General features: G+C 73.3%; 14 protein-coding genes. 12 read left to right on the forward strand and 2 right to left on the reverse strand.

What is annotated here, in order from left to right:
- Positions 1-3: 3 nt before the first annotated feature.
- The 12 genes from LRP67_RS17465 (at position 4) to LRP67_RS17520 (ending at position 12,097) form a co-directional block, all read left to right on the forward strand.
- Positions 4-525: a hypothetical protein gene (locus tag LRP67_RS17465; RefSeq protein WP_231271437.1), complete on the forward strand. Its 522-nt coding sequence runs from the start codon at positions 4-6 to the stop codon at positions 523-525.
- Entirely contained in the window at positions 525-824 is a 300-nt protein-coding gene (locus tag LRP67_RS17470; RefSeq protein WP_231271438.1) for a hypothetical protein, read from the forward strand. The genes LRP67_RS17465 and LRP67_RS17470 overlap by 1 nt, the downstream gene beginning before the upstream one ends.
- Positions 821-2,587, forward strand: coding sequence for an alpha/beta hydrolase (locus tag LRP67_RS17475; protein WP_231271439.1), 1,767 nt, complete (start codon positions 821-823; stop codon positions 2,585-2,587). Before LRP67_RS17470 ends, LRP67_RS17475 begins: the two co-directional genes overlap by 4 nt.
- A gap of 65 nt (positions 2,588-2,652) precedes the next feature.
- A complete protein-coding gene (locus tag LRP67_RS17480) occupies positions 2,653-3,111 on the forward strand; it encodes a hypothetical protein (RefSeq protein WP_231271440.1) in 459 nt (152 codons plus the stop codon).
- Positions 3,112-3,283: 172 nt separating this feature from the next.
- On the forward strand, positions 3,284-4,312 hold the full coding sequence (locus LRP67_RS17485; RefSeq protein ID WP_231271441.1) for a rod shape-determining protein: 1,029 nt from the start codon (positions 3,284-3,286) through the stop codon (positions 4,310-4,312).
- Positions 4,312-5,235: a rod shape-determining protein MreC gene (gene mreC / locus LRP67_RS17490; RefSeq protein ID WP_231271442.1), complete on the forward strand. Its 924-nt coding sequence runs from the start codon at positions 4,312-4,314 to the stop codon at positions 5,233-5,235. The genes LRP67_RS17485 and mreC overlap by 1 nt, the downstream gene beginning before the upstream one ends.
- Positions 5,232-5,741: a rod shape-determining protein MreD gene (mreD, locus tag LRP67_RS17495; RefSeq protein ID WP_231271443.1), complete on the forward strand. Its 510-nt coding sequence runs from the start codon at positions 5,232-5,234 to the stop codon at positions 5,739-5,741. Before mreC ends, mreD begins: the two co-directional genes overlap by 4 nt.
- On the forward strand, positions 5,741-7,882 hold the full coding sequence (gene mrdA / locus LRP67_RS17500; protein WP_231271444.1) for a penicillin-binding protein 2: 2,142 nt from the start codon (positions 5,741-5,743) through the stop codon (positions 7,880-7,882). Before mreD ends, mrdA begins: the two co-directional genes overlap by 1 nt.
- Entirely contained in the window at positions 7,879-9,084 is a 1,206-nt protein-coding gene (gene rodA, locus LRP67_RS17505) for a rod shape-determining protein RodA (protein WP_231271445.1), read from the forward strand. The genes mrdA and rodA overlap by 4 nt, the downstream gene beginning before the upstream one ends.
- An 18-nt stretch (positions 9,085-9,102) precedes the next feature.
- Complete coding sequence (locus LRP67_RS17510) at positions 9,103-9,666, forward strand: hypothetical protein (RefSeq protein ID WP_231271446.1); 564 nt, start codon at positions 9,103-9,105, stop codon at positions 9,664-9,666.
- Between the two features lie 65 nt (positions 9,667-9,731).
- A complete protein-coding gene (locus tag LRP67_RS17515; protein WP_231271447.1) occupies positions 9,732-10,439 on the forward strand; it encodes a YcnI family protein in 708 nt (235 codons plus the stop codon).
- Entirely contained in the window at positions 10,436-12,097 is a 1,662-nt protein-coding gene (locus LRP67_RS17520) for a copper resistance protein CopC (protein ID WP_231271448.1), read from the forward strand. Before LRP67_RS17515 ends, LRP67_RS17520 begins: the two co-directional genes overlap by 4 nt.
- Here the strand turns inward: LRP67_RS17520 and LRP67_RS17525 are convergent.
- Both LRP67_RS17525 and LRP67_RS17530 read right to left on the reverse strand, forming a co-directional pair.
- Entirely contained in the window at positions 12,090-12,959 is an 870-nt protein-coding gene (locus LRP67_RS17525; RefSeq protein WP_231271449.1) for a hypothetical protein, read from the reverse strand. The genes LRP67_RS17520 and LRP67_RS17525 overlap by 8 nt on opposite strands.
- Positions 12,956-14,077, reverse strand: coding sequence for a calcium:proton antiporter (locus tag LRP67_RS17530; protein WP_231271450.1), 1,122 nt, complete (start codon positions 14,075-14,077; stop codon positions 12,956-12,958). The genes LRP67_RS17525 and LRP67_RS17530 overlap by 4 nt, the downstream gene beginning before the upstream one ends.
- Between the last annotated feature and the right edge of the window lie 209 nt (positions 14,078-14,286).

A 14,286-nucleotide genomic window follows, 5' to 3' on the forward strand; every position in this document is an offset into this window, starting at 1 on the left:
GTCATGGAGCTGCACCAGATCTCGGAACCCACCGGCGACCCGTTCTTCGACGCGCTCCGGCGTCGGCACCCCGACGTCGACGTCGTCCTGCTGCCTCCCGAGTCACCCCCGGCGCCCCCGGGCGCGACTGTCGACGAGGCGGCCGCGAACGCCGTGCTGGCGAGGGTCCAGGACCTCGCCGGGCGGCTGTGGTCCGGCGCGGCCGGCGACAGTGAGGAGTCGCCGCGGTCGCGCTACCGCTACGGCGCGGGCCCCGGTGCGGTGCGCGCGGTCGCCGGGGTCGCCACCCGGCGCGGCGACGGCTTCCACGTGCTCGTCGCCCTGCGTCACGCGCTCGAGTCCGAGGGTGGGGCGCTCACCCGGCCACCGGGCGCGGTGGAGCGGCTCGTGGCCCACCTCGACGACCTGACGGTCACGGCGTCGTACGCCGAGGAGGCCGGGGCGCTGCTGTGTGAGGTCTCCTCGGAGTCGCTCGAGGTCGGACCGGACGCGGCGCGGCGTCTGGTCCGGGGAGGTGGTCGGTGATGGAGGTCGTGCCCCTCTCGGTCGGCGCGGCGTCCCAGGCCTGGGACGAGCAGAGCCTCGACCTCGCCTCCGCCGCCACCCTCGTCTCTGACGCCGACACCTCCGGCTTCACCTCTGCGGTGTCTGGCGCGGCCTCGCGCTTCCTCACCTCGTGGGAGCGCCACGCGGGCTCCCTGGGGGACGCCGCGGAGGCCCAGGCAGACGGGCTGCGCGTCACGATCAGCGACTACGTCGGCAGCGACGAGGCGGTCGGCGCCGACGTGACGCTGCTGATGAGCTACCTGGGGGAGACGCGATGACCGTCATCCAGCTCCCACCGCTGCCCTCCGAGGTCCCGCCGCTCACCTGCGACCCCGCCGCGATCCGCTCCTGCGGCGGCGACCTGCTCTCCGCCTCGGCCCAGGTCGACGACCTCGGGACCTTCGCCGCCTCCGGCGCCCGGATCGGCGACTGGGTGGGGCTCGGCTCCACGGCCTACCACCAGGGCGTGACCCCGCTGGGCCACCGCGCCGATGCCATGTCGCTGGCCCTGCGCGGGGTCGCCCAGCGGGTGCAGGCGCACGCCGAGGAGATGCAGTCGTTGCTGGAGCGCCGGACCGACCTGGTGGAGCGCAAGACGCACCTCGCCCAGCAGGTCGCCCACCTGCGCGCCGAGGCGGCGAGCGCCACCGAGGCCGACGTGGCGGCCCTGCAGGCCGACTGCGACCGCGTGGCGACGCAGGTCCAGACCTACGAGACCGACGTCACCACCTGGGCGGGCGACCTCTCCGCGGAGGAGGCGGAGATGGTGCAGGCCTTCCAGCGGGTGCTCGGCGCCGACGACGTGGAGCGCATCTACGGCGGCGTGGCCGACCCCGCCGACGGCGCCCTCGCTGCCAAGCCCGGCGGCGGGGCGAGCCCCCAGGAGGTCAACGACTGGTGGGACTCGCTCACGCGTGAGCAGCAGCAGGCGATCATCGCCGCGGCGCCGGGCGCCATCGGCAACCTCGACGGCATCCCCGCCGGGGCGCGCGACGCCGCCAACACGGTGGCGATGACCCGCGACCTCGCGGACTGGACGCACGCCGAGGACGAGGGGGTCATCACCCCCGACGAGCGTGTCTGGCTGGAGAACGTCCGCGCCGCCGACGAGGCCCGGCACAACATCGAGGACCGCACCGACCCGGTCACCGGCGAGCCCATCCGGGCTCAGGTCTACATCTACGACCCGGCGGCGTTCGGCGGGGACGGCGCCATCGCGATCTCTGCCGGCGACCTCGACACGGCCGACAACGTCGCCGTGGTCGTCCCCGGGCTGGGCACCGACGGCGAGAGCGCGGGCTACCAGGCCGACCGGGCCGCGACGATGTACGAGGCGGCCCGCCACCTGGACGCCGGCGCGAGCAACGCCTCGATGTTCTGGATCGGCTACGACGCGCCCGACAACCTGCCGTGGGACGAGGGCTTCGACTGGGCCGGCGTCGCCGGGGAGTCGATGGCCACGAACGGCGGGGAGCGCCTGGCTGACACCGTCGACGGGCTCCGGGCCGGCCGCGACGGCGAGCCCGCCCACATGACCGCGGTGGGGCACAGCTACGGCTCGACCACCACCGGCCACGCGGCCCACGACCACGGCCTCGCCGTCGACGACATCGTCGTGGTCGGCAGTCCCGGCCTCGGCGGCGACACCGACCACGCCCGTGACCTCGGCATCGACCCCGAGCACGTCTGGGCCGGCGCCAACAGCCGCGACCCGGTCGCCGACCTGGGCAACCACGGCTGGGTGCACGGCGAGACCGTGGGGGGCGCCGGGCTGGGCGACGACCCCGCCGAGGACGACTTCGGGGCCCACCGCTTCCAGGCGGAGTCGACGACGCGCGGCGGTGCGTTCTCCTTCGACGACCACTCCAAGTACTTCGACCACGACACCGAGTCGCTGCACAACATCAGTCAGATCGTCAACGGCAACTACGACGCCGTCCAGCACGCCGGCCACGTCCACGACCCCTGGCACGACGGCCCGCAGGACCCCGAGTACGACCGCGACCCGACCAGCCCGACGACCACGGGCATGACGCCATGAGGCGGCTGGCAGGGTTGGTCCTGGTGGCGGCCGTCCTCACCGGCTGCGGGAGTGGAGGAGACGACGTGAGCGGTGACGAGTCGACGCGTGAGCTCGAGACCCAGCGCGAGGACGTGCGGCAGGCCGCGGCGGACCTGGTGAAGGGCGCGGTCGAGGCCCTGGGCGGCACCCCGTCCAACACCACCGGTGGCTTCGACGGCTGCGAGTCGGCGTTCCCGGACGAGTTCGGCTCCTACCGGTACAACGCCGCCGGCCGCGTCGACGTGGGGCCGGGAGCGGCCCGACCCTTCCTCGACGCCCTGGGTCCGGTGCTCACCGCCGCCGGCTTCGAGGAGCCCGTCCTGCGCGAGCGCTCCGGCGGGCACAGCCTGGTGGCCGAGAAGGGCGACATCGTCGCCGCGTTCTCCGAGCTCCCGGAGCACGGGGACTACGTCCTGGTCAACCTGCGGGGCCCGTGCGTCGAGGTGCCCAAGGACGACCGCGACAAGTGGCTGAACTACCGCGACCCCAGCCCGTTCGTCTGACCGGCGGCTGAGCGGCCCGGGTCACACCCGCCACACCCGACACACCAGCCTCGGCGTGCCTGCGCGGATCGACGCCGGTCCAAACCTACGCTCGAGGAGGGTACGGCGAGGCGTGCGCGCGCTGCACCCTCTTCCCCGGGCGCACGCAACTTCGAGCTGCGAGGCGTTGGGCATGGCGAACAGCTTCATCGGCCGAGACATGGCGGTCGACCTCGGCACGGCGAACACGCTCGTGTACGTGCGCCGCAAGGGCGTGCTGCTCGACGAGCCCAGCGTCGTGGCCATCAACGAGACCACGGGCGAGATCCTGGCCGTCGGCCACGAGGCCAAGCGCATGATCGGGCGGACCCCCGACGACATCACCGCCATCCGCCCCCTCAAGGACGGCGTGATCGCCGACTTCGAGGCGACCGAGCAGATGCTGCGCTACTTCATCCAGCGCGTCCACCGCCGCCGCTACTTCGCCAAGCCCCGGATGGTCATCTGCGTCCCGAGCGGGATCACCGCGGTGGAGCAGCGCGCGGTCAAGGAGGCCGGCTACCAGGCCGGCGCGCGCCGGGTCTACATCGTGGAGGAGCCCATGGCCGCCGCCATCGGCGCCGGCCTGCCCGTGCACCAGCCCACCGGCAACATGGTCGTCGACGTCGGCGGCGGCACCACCGAGGTCGCGGTCATCTCGCTGGGCGGCATCGTCACCTCGCTGAGCATCCGCACCGCCGGCGACGAGCTCGACCAGGCGATCGTGACCTGGATGAAGAAGGAGCACTCCCTGATGTTGGGGGAGCGCACGGCCGAGGAGGTCAAGATGACCCTCGGTTCGGCGTTCCCGTCCGCCACGGAGCCCGAGGCCGAGATCCGCGGGCGCGATCTGGTCTCCGGGCTGCCCCGCACCGTGACGGTGCCGGCCTCCGAGATCCGCCAGGCCATGGAGGAGCCGCTGCACGCCATCGTCGACGCCGTCCGCGCCACGCTCGACCAGACCCCGCCCGAGCTCGCCGGCGACATCATGGACCGCGGCATCGTGCTCACCGGCGGTGGCGCCCTGCTCCGCGGCCTGGACGAGCGGCTGCGGCACGAGACCGGCATGCCGGTCCACGTCGCCGACGACCCGCTGTCGTCGGTGGCGCTGGGCGCCGGGCGCTGCGTGGAGGAGTTCGAGGCGCTGCGCCAGGTCCTCGTCTCGGACAAGAGGCGGTTCTGATGGACCTCGGACGCGAGCGCCGCTGGCGCCCCGTCGGCGGCGGCGGCAAGGGCCAGCCCCCGCGGTCGCTGGTCGTCGCCCTCGTCCTCTCCTGCGCGACGCTGATGACCCTGGACCACCAGAGCGGAGACGACTCGCCGGTCGATGCCGCACGCCGCGCGATGGGCGAGGTCTACGGCCCGGTCGAGGTGAGCACCGCCGTCGCGGTCCGGCCCTTCTTCGCCGTCCCCGACTGGTTCCGCACGCACGCCGACATGCGCGAGGAGATCGACGAGCTCGAGGCCGAGAACGCCGCGCTGCGCAGCGAGGTCAACACCTCCGGCTACGACCGCAACAAGCTCGCGGAGTACGACGGTCTCACCGCCTCGGCCGAGAATCTCGGCTACGCGCTGGTGCCCGCGCGGGTCGTCGGCATGGGCCCGTCGCAGTCCTTCTCCAGCACCGTGACCATCGACGCCGGCTCCTCGTCGGGCCTGAGCCCCGACATGACCGTGGTCAACAACGACGGCCTCGTCGGCCGGGTCCTGCGAGTCAGCCGCACCACCGCCACCGTGCTGCTGGTCATCGACGCCGACTCCGTGGTGGGCGGCCGCGTCGGCTCGAGCATGGAGATCGGGATGCTCCACGGACGCGGCGTCCTCGGCGACGGGGGGCGGCTCGACCTCGAGCTGATCGACCAGTCCGAGGTCCCGGCCAAGGGAGACACGGTTGTGACGTGGGGCAGCCAGAGCGGTGCGCCGTACGTCGCCGGCGTGCCGGTCGGCAGCATCTCGAAGGTCTTCGCCAACGTCCGTGACGGCTCCCAGCGCGCGGTGATCGAGCCGTTCGTCGACTTCGGCGCCCTGGACCTGGTCGGGGTGGTGGTGCCGTCGGGCACCTCCAGCGACCGCGCGGTGATCGAGGCGGACGGGAGGATCCAGTGAGCACGGCTCGCGTCGTCCTCGCCTTCGTGGCGGTCTCCGTGGCGCTCGCGCTGCAGGTCTCGGTCTTCCCGTACGTCGCCTGGCAGGGCGTCGTGCCCAACCTGGTGCTGCTCGTCGTCGTGGGCGCGGCCCTGGTCCGCGGAGCGCAGTTCGCGATGGTCCTCGGCTTCGCGGCCGGCGTCCTGCTCGACCTCGCGCCACCGGCCGACCACGTCGCGGGCCGCTGGGCGCTCGCCTTCGTCGTCGTCGGGTACGTCGCCGGGAGGGTCGCGGCGGACCTGAAGCCGACGCCGACGACGGTGCTCGGCACGGTCGCGGCGTCGTCGTTCCTCGGCACCTCGCTGTTCGCGCTCAGCGGCCTGGTGCTGCGCGACCCCGCCTTGGCGGTCCCCGACCTGCTGCAGGTCGTCGTGCTCTCGGTCGCCTGGGACCTGGTCCTCACGCCGTTCGTGCTGCCGCTGGTGATGGCGATGTTCCATCGCATCGAGCCGGAGCGGGCGACGTAGTGGCCGCACGACCCACTCAGCCGGCGCAGCCGCCGGCCCAGAAGAGCCGCCTGCGGATGATCGTGCTGCAGGCCCTGGTGCTCTCGCTGTTCGCGACCCTGCTGGTCCGGCTCTACTACCTTCAGGTCGTCAGCGGCGACGAGTACCACGCCCAGGCCGCGGCCCAGTCGGTGCGCGAGATCGTGGTGCAGCCCGAGCGCGGCCTGATCGTCGATGCCCAGGGCCGTCCCCTCGTCACGAACCGCACGTCGTGGGTGGTCTCGCTGGACCGCTCGGTGCTCGACAAGATGACCGAGCAGGTCCGCACCAAGCTGATCGAGCGGCTCGGCCGCACCGTCGGTGAGCGGTCGCAGCGCATCGAGCGCCGGCTGGTCGCCTGCGGCGACGAGGACAGCGAGGTCGGCGTCTGCTGGAACGGCTCGCCGTTCCAGCCGGTGCCCGTGGCCCGTGACGTGAAGCAGAGCGTCGCGCTGCGGATCCTCGAGCAGCCGGAGGACTTCCCGGCGGTGCTCGTCGACCAGGAGACCGTGCGCTCCTACCCGCAGCCCTTCGGCGTCAACGCCGCCCACGTGCTCGGCTACCTCAGCCCGATCACCAAGGACGAGTACGACGACGCCCAGGAGGGTGGTGACCGCTCGGTCAACGGTGCCTCGGCCGTCGGTCGTGCCGGGGTCGAGAAGCAGTACGACCGGTGGCTCCGGGGGATGCCGGGCTACCGCAGCGTGGCCGTCGACTCGATGGGCCGCGTGCTGGGCGACGACGGCGAGGTCGAGAGCCAACCCGGAGACACGCTGGTCACGTCGATCGACGCCAAGGTCCAGGGCGTCGTGGAGCAGCAGCTCCTCGACTCGATGGAGCGCGCGCGCGGGGAGATGGACCCGGTGACCGGCCGCACGTACGAGGCCGACTCCGGCGCCGCCGTGGTGCTCGAGGCCGACACCGGCCGGGTCGTCGCGATGGCCAGCCAGCCGACGTACGACCCCGGCCTCTGGGTCGGCGGGATCACCAAGAAGCAGCTGGCCAGGCTGTACTCCGAGGAGGCCGGCACCCCGCTGCTGGGCCGCGCCACCCAGGGCCAGTTCGCGCCCGGGTCGACGTGGAAGCCCTTCATGACGGCCGGCGCGCTCGACGCCGGCTACGGCACCGACACCTCGCTCAACTGCTCCTCGTCGCTGCGGGTCGGCAACCGCGACTTCAAGAACTACGAGTCCGGCGCCCACGGCTACATCAGCTTCGCCAAGGCCCTCGAGGTCTCCTGCAACACCTTCTTCTACCGGATCGGCCTGGACTTCTGGCAGCGCTACGGCTCCGACGTCGCCGACATCGACGCCCGCGACCCGCTCGTCGTGGCCGCCAAGCGCTTCGGCTTCGGTCGTGAGACCGGGGTCGACCTGCCGGGGGAGGCCTCCGGCCGGATCGCCGACCGCAAGTGGAAGCGCGCCTACTTCGAGTCGCAGAAGGACTACTACTGCAAGATCGCCGGCAAGCCGCAGGACGCCGAGACCAGCGACTTCGTCTACCTCTTCGCCCGGGAGTTCTGCGCGGAGGGGTACGCCTACCGCGCCGGTGACGCCGTCAACTTCTCCATCGGCCAGGGCGACACCATCGTGACGCCGCTGCAGCTCGCCCGCGGCTACGCCGCCATCGCCAATGGCGGCACCCTCTACGCGCCGCGCATCGGCAAGGCGATCGTGGGCTCCGACGGCCACGTGATCCGCCGGATCAAGCCGAAGAAGGTGGGCTCGGTCGAGCTTCCGCGGGGCACCTACGGCTACATCGACGAGGCCCTCAAGGGCGTCACCCGTCAGGGCACGATGAGCTGGCGCATGGTGGGGTTCCCGCTCGACGAGGTCCCGATCCGCTCCAAGACCGGCTCCGCGGAGGTCTACGGCAAGCAGACCACGTCCTGGGTGGCGTCCTACTCCGACGACTACGTGGTCGTGATGATGATCAGCCAGGGCGGCACCGGCTCCGGTGCGTCCGGGGAGGGCATCCGCGCGATCTGGGAGTCGCTGTACGGCGTGAGCGGCACCGAGGTCCGGCCCGCCGACGCCGCCGTCCCCGGCACCACGCCGCCGAGCCGCCTGCCCAACTTCCGCCGCGACGGATCGATCCTGCCCCCGGCCCGGGAGGACCAGTGACCACCACGCCACGCGCCACCCGCGCCCCCCAGGCGGGCCGCTCCACCCGCATCCCGGGCGTCGACTGGCTGCTGCTGACGGCCGTGCTGGCCCTCACCGTGCTCGGCACGCTGCTGGTCTGGTCGGCCACGAGCAACCGCGAGGACCTCACCGGCGGCGACTCCTCGGCGTACCTCGCCAAGCAGGTCGTCAACATCGCGATCGGCCTGGTGCTGATGGTGGTGGTGACGGCCACCGACCACCGCTGGGTGCGGATCCTGGCGCCCCTCGTCTACGTCGCCTCGGTCGCCGGGCTGGTGCTGGTGCTCACGATGGGCACGACCGTCAACGGCTCGCGCTCCTGGCTGATGGTGGGGGGACTGTCGATCCAGCCGTCGGAGTTCGCCAAGCTCGCCGTGGTCGTCGGGATGGCGCTCGTGGTCGCCGAGCGCTCCGAGGGCCGCTGGCGCGCTCGGGTCGGGACCACCGACGTGCTCGCCATGCTGGCCGTGGCCGCCCTCCCCGCGACGCTGATCATGCTGCAGCCCGACCTCGGCACGATGCTCGTGCTCTCCGCCACGGTCTTCGGCGTGCTGGCCGCCTCCGGCGCCCGCCGTCGTTGGCTGGCCCTGCTCGCAGGCGGCGGCGTCGTGGCCGGTGCGGCCGCGGTCGCGGGCGGGTTCCTCAAGGACTACCAGGTCGACCGCTTCATGGCGTTCACCAACCCCGACCTCGATCCGCGCGGGGCCGGCTACAACGTCGAGCAGGCGCGGATCGCCGTCGGCAACGGGGGCCTGTTCGGCCAGGGACTCTTCGACGGCTCGCAGACCCGCGCCGGCTTCGTGCCCGAGCAGCACACCGACTTCGTCTTCACCGTCGCCGGCGAGGAGCTCGGGCTCGTGGGTGCCGGGCTCGTGATCGCGCTGCTGGGCATCGTCCTGTGGCGGGCGCTGCGCATCGCCACCCGCACCGACGACGTGTTCGGCCGGATGGCCGCGGCCGGCATCGCGTGCTGGTTCGGCTTCCAGGCCTTCCAGAACATCGGCATGTGCCTGGGCATCATGCCGGTGACCGGGGTCCCACTGCCGTTCGTCTCCTACGGCGGCAGCTCGATGTTCGCCGGGATGCTCGCGATCGGCCTGCTGCAGAACGTCCATCTGCGCACCCTGTCGTCGCCGGCCGCGCGGCTCGCGCCTACCCCGCGCGTGCTCGTCCGGTCCTGAGCGCGGATGATGGGCCCCATGCCGACCGCGCGCGTGGTGCCCCGCCGGGGACTCGTGCTGCGCGCGGCACTGGCCACGCTTGAGGTCATGCTCGGCACCGTGGCCGCCCACACCGCGGCCGGGGGCTCACTGCCGTCAGCGGCGTGGATCGGCCTGGCCGCCGCGCTGGTGCTCGGCGGCAGCCTCCTCGTGCTGCGCGGCACGGTGCCGCTCGGGATCGCGGTCCCGGCGCTCGCGGCTGCCCAGCTGCTGGTGCACTGCTGGCTGGTCGCGCTCAGCCCGGCCCATGACATGGCCGGGCACGTCGCCGCGGGACCGCACGCCGCGGCCGTGGGTCCGCCGCTCGAGCTCAGCGCGCCGATGCTGGCCGCCCACGTGGCCGCCGCCCTGCTCACCGCCGGGGTCTGGCACGGACGCGGCCGGGCGCTCGAGGTGCTGCTGGCCTGGTCCGACCTCGCGCCGCTGCCGATTCCCGCCCGACGCGCCACCGCCGCCACCGGCCCCGCCCTCACCCCCCTCGTCCACGGTCTTCTCCTCGCGGCCCCTCGGCGCGGTCCGCCGGCGCTGCCCGCGCCCGCCTGACCGCCGTACCGGAGGTCGGGGCGCACGCACCCCCCCGACCACCGACACGAACCGAAGGACATCCCATGAACACCCGAACCGCCGCGCGCCTCGGTGCGCCGCTCGGCGCCGCCGCCCTGCTCACCCTGGGGCTCGCGGCACCCGCCTCCGCCCACGTCACCATCACCCCGAGCGAGACGGAGGCCGGTGCGTCCACCGTGCTCACCGTCAGCAACGGCCACGGCTGCGAGGGCTCGCCCACCACCGGGGTCACCATCCAGATGCCCGAGCAGATCAACGCGGTCACCCCCACCCGCAACCCGCTCTACGACGTGACCAAGACGATGGAGAAGCTGCCCGAGCCGGTCACCGACGCGCACGGCAACGAGATCACCGAGCGGGTCGCCACGGTCGTCTACACCGCCAAGACCCCGCTGCCCGACGGCTACCGCGACACCTTCGAGCTCTCCGTGCAGCTGCCGGACACGCCGGGGGTGACCCTGGCCTTCCCGGTGATCCAGACCTGCGAGGAAGGCGAGAGCGCCTGGGTAGAGGTGCCGGCCGAGGGTCAGGACCCCGACGAGCTCGAGCGGCCCGCGCCCACGGTGACGCTCACCGAGGCCGACGACGCGGACGGCTCCGAAGCGGCGGCCGAGGAGACCTCCGTCGAGGAGGCCGGCGCGGAGGACGATGACGTGGACCGCGACGTGGTGGGCTACGCCGCCTTCGCCGCCGCTCTGCTGGGCATCGTGCTCGGCGGGATCGCGCTGGCCCGCGGGCGCCGCAGCTCGTGACGCACCGGGTGCGCCCGGGGGCCCGTCGGGGGGCCGCCGGGCTCCTCGTGGCGCTCCTGGTCGCGCTCGCGCTCCTGGCGGGGGCGGCGCCGGCCTCCGCGCACGCGACGCTGGTCGGCAGCGACCCCGCCGAGGGCGAGGTGCTCGCCACCGCGCCCGCCGTGGTCACCTTCACCTTCGACGAGCCGGTCTCGCTGACCGCCGACGGCGTCCAGGTCTTCGACGCCGAGGGGGAGGACGTCGACTCGGAGTCGAGCGCCCGCGACGAGGTCGTGACCACGGACCTTCCCGGCGAGCTCGCCGACGGCACCTACGTCGTCACCTGGCGGGTCGTCTCCTCCGACGGCCACCCGATCACCGGCTCGCTGAGCTTCTCCGTCGGCTCGCCGAGCGAGACCGTCGTGCCGCCGCGGGTGGCCGAGTCCCAGGCCGGCGGCAAGAGCGACCTCGGCATCGCCCAGGCGCTGCAGTACGTCGGTCTGCTGCTGGCCGGGGGGCTCGTGGTCTTCCTCTGCTGGCTGGCCGGCCCGGGGCTCCCGGACCGCGCGCAGCGCGCCGCCGGCATCCTGCTGCGGACGGCCGCCGCCCTGGCGCTGGTCTCGTCCGCCCTGTGTGTGCCACTGGCGGGCGCCTACCAGCAGGGGCTGCCGTTCGAGGAGACGCTCAGCGGCCAGGCCGTGGACCTCGACCTGGTGCTCGACGACGTCGGGGTCCTGCTGCTCCAGGCGATCGGCCTGGGGATCGCCCTGCTCCTGGCGAGCCGGCCCGGACGGCGGGAGCGGGTCGCGGCGACGGCCGGTGCGGCGCTGGCGGTGTGGTCGCCGGCCCTGGTGGGCCACACGCGCGCCTTCGAGCCGGTCCCGCTCCTGATCGTCACCGACCTGGTGCACCTCACCGCGGGGGCGATCTGGCTCGGCGGCCTCGCCGGCCTGGCGATCGCGCTCCCGGCGGTGGCCGCACGCCCGCGCCGGGTGGCCGAGCTCGTCGCCGCCTTCTCCACGCTGGGCGCCGCCGTCCTCGTGCTGCTCGTCGCCACGGGGACGCTGCTGGCCTGGCGGATCCTCGGCTCGTGGAGCGGGCTGGTCGACACCCGCTACGGGCAGCTGCTCCTGGTCAAGATCGCCATCGCCGCACTCGTTGTCCTCCTCGCCGCCTACAACCGGTTCCGGCTGCTGCCCCAGGTGCGATCCTCGGCCGGCCACCAGCACCGCCTCGCCCTGGCCCGCGAGGTCCGCACCACCACACTGGCGGAGGCCGGCCTGCTCGCGACGCTGCTGCTGGTCACCGGATTCCTCGTCAACCAGTCGCCCCGCGAGGAGGCCGAGGCGGCGGCGCCCGCGCCGAGCCGGGTCGTCACCGGCTTGCTCGGCGAGAGGAAGGTCCTGGCGACCCTCGACCCCGGCACGCGCGGCCAGAACACCTTGACGATCCAGCTCCAGGACGCCACCGGGGAGCCGCTCGAGGGCTTCGCCGCCCCGGAGGTCTCGGTGAGCTCCGACCGCGTGGATCTCGGGCTGGTCCCGGTCGTGCCGACTGCGTCGGGCACCTACGCCGCGGACCTGGTGCTCCCGGCCCCCGGCACGTGGCAGATCCAGGTGAGCCTGCGCGAGGACGAGTTCATCAACCCCGTCACGACGCTGAGGATGGAGGTCAGCTGACGGTGGCGGTGAACGGCACCTGGTGCAGGAAGCCGTCCACGCGGACCTGCAGGAAGAAGCGGTAGCGCCCCGGCTCGGTGAACTCGGTGTGGAACGTCAGCTCGTCGCCCTCCCCGGCCGGCTCCGCGGCGCCGTACGGGTGGACGTGCACGAACCGCCCGCTGCCCACGTGGAAGCCGGTGAGGTGCGCGAACGTGCCGAGGTAGCTGCCCAGCGCCACGCGGTCCCCGTCGGCCCCCGAGACGGTGAGCGTCATCCGCTCGTCGCTCCCGGGCGCCAGGGTCTCCGGAGCTTCGACGGCCACCACGCCGTCGTCGGCGCTGGCGGCGTCGGCCACCTCCTCGGGCGTCCAGGTGCCGGGCACCAGGGCGGTGTCGCCCAGGACGACATGGCCGGCATCGGGGTCTTCGGCAGGCAGGAACTCCACGATCACCCGGTAGGAGCCCGGCGTGGGCAGCGCGACCCGGCCGGTCCAGGTGCCGTCGGGCGCCATCGTCGGGTGCAGGTGGCGAAACTGCGCCAGGTCGGACCGCACGACGTACATGTGCAGGTCCTTGGTCTGCTCGGGGACGTACGTCGTGACGGCGCGGCCGGAGCGGTCGAGGATCCGGAACGAGACGTCGCCGGGCTGGCCGGGCTCGGGCAGTGCGCCCACCAGCTCCAGGCGGTAGCCGCCCGCCTCCGGCGCGGTGCCGGTGCCGACCGGCGGCGTCTCGGCGCCGGGGCCGGAGTGGGTGTGGCCGGCGCCCGCGTCGGCGGGGCTGAGCACGACCCGGTCGGAGTCGTCGGCAGGCGGCTCCTCGCTGCACCCGGCGAGGACGGCCGTGGCGAGCACCAGGGCCCCGAGGCGGCGTGCCCTCATGGCTGCATCGACAAGAACAGGAACGTCGCGAGCAGCACCAGGTGGACGAACCCCGCCAGCGCCTTGGCGCGTCCGGGCACCACGGTCAGGGTGGCGACCGCGACGGTGATCGCGAGCAGCACCATCTGGGTCGGCTCCAGGCCGAGGACGAGCGGGCCGTCGAGCCAGATCATGGCCACGGCGATCGTCGGGATGGTCAGGCCGATGGATGCCATCGCCGACCCGAGCGCGAGGTTGAGGCTGATCTGCACCCGATCCCGCGCGGCGTTGCGGATCGCCGCGGTCGACTCGGGGGCCAGCACCAGCAGCGCGATGACGACGCCCACGACGGCGTAGGGGAAGCCCAGGCCCTTCACCCCGTCCTCGATGGTGGGGGAGAGCAGCTTGGCCAGCCCGACGACGGCCACCAGCGAGAGCACCATGAGGACCGCGCTGATCCAGGCCTCGCGGCTGCTGGGCGGGTCGGCGTGACCGTCCTCGTCCTCGTCGACCAGGCCGGTGGCCCGGCCGTACTTGTCGCTGGTGACCGGCAGGAAGAAGTCACGGTGGCGCACCGTCTGGGTGAAGACGAAGGCACCGTAGAGCGCGAGCGACGCGACCGCCGCGAACGCCAGCTGGGAGGGCGAGTACTCGCGGCCCGCACCCGAGGTCGTGAAGCTCGGCAGCACCAGGCAGACCGCGGCGACCGCGATGACCGTCGAGAGCATCGAGCCGGTGCCGGCGGCGTTGAAGCTGACGAGGTGGTGCTTGGCGGCGCCCACCAGCAGCGAGATCCCGAGGATGCCGTTGACGGTGATCATGACGGCCGCGAAGACGGTGTCGCGCGCGTAGGTGCTGGCGCCCTCGCCGCCGCTGGTCATCAGCATCACGATCAGGCCGACCTCGATCACCGTGACCGCCACCGCCAGGATCAGCGACCCGAACGGCTCTCCGACCTTGTGCGCCACGACCTCGGCGTGGTGGACCGCGGAGATCACCGACGCCACCAGGGCCAGGCCGATCAGCACCAGCACCGGCCAGGCCTCGTGGCTCTGCCAGGTCGCCGCCAGCAGCAGCACGGCCACGATCGGCACGACGACGGTCCATTGGAAGCGGCCACGGATCGTCGTCGCTGTCATGGCTCCACCCTACGGAGGCGACGCGCCGAGCCCGCAGCCACCGCCGGTCAGGCGGCGGCGGGCGGGAGGTCGACGGTGGCGGTGTAGGTGACGGTCGCGGTGCGCGGGACGTCCGCGGGTCCGCTGCCGGTGTCGAGCATCACGTCGTAGTCCCGGCTCACCTCGAGGGTGGCCGGGGCGTCGGCGTCGACCTGGACGGCCAGGCGCGC

The organism is Nocardioides sp. cx-169 (assembly GCF_021083605.1).
Classification (GTDB): domain Bacteria; phylum Actinomycetota; class Actinomycetes; order Propionibacteriales; family Nocardioidaceae; genus Nocardioides.

What these genes read in the sequence shown, in the direction of transcription:
- LRP67_RS17465 (WP_231271437.1), top strand. Translation starts at nt 4, where the DNA reads ATGGAGCTGCACCAGATCTCGGAACCCACCGGCGACCCGTTCTTCGAC.
- LRP67_RS17470 (WP_231271438.1), top strand. Translation starts at nt 525, where the DNA reads ATGGAGGTCGTGCCCCTCTCGGTCGGCGCGGCGTCCCAGGCCTGGGAC.
- LRP67_RS17475 (WP_231271439.1), top strand. Translation starts at nt 821, where the DNA reads ATGACCGTCATCCAGCTCCCACCGCTGCCCTCCGAGGTCCCGCCGCTC.
- LRP67_RS17485 (WP_231271441.1), top strand. Translation starts at nt 3,284, where the DNA reads ATGGCGAACAGCTTCATCGGCCGAGACATGGCGGTCGACCTCGGCACG.
- mreC (WP_231271442.1), top strand. Translation starts at nt 4,312, where the DNA reads ATGGACCTCGGACGCGAGCGCCGCTGGCGCCCCGTCGGCGGCGGCGGC.
- LRP67_RS17510 (WP_231271446.1), top strand. Translation starts at nt 9,103, where the DNA reads ATGCCGACCGCGCGCGTGGTGCCCCGCCGGGGACTCGTGCTGCGCGCG.
- LRP67_RS17515 (WP_231271447.1), top strand. Translation starts at nt 9,732, where the DNA reads ATGAACACCCGAACCGCCGCGCGCCTCGGTGCGCCGCTCGGCGCCGCC.
- LRP67_RS17525 (WP_231271449.1), bottom strand. Translation starts at nt 12,959, where the DNA reads ATGAGGGCACGCCGCCTCGGGGCCCTGGTGCTCGCCACGGCCGTCCTC.
- LRP67_RS17530 (WP_231271450.1), bottom strand. Translation starts at nt 14,077, where the DNA reads ATGACAGCGACGACGATCCGTGGCCGCTTCCAATGGACCGTCGTCGTG.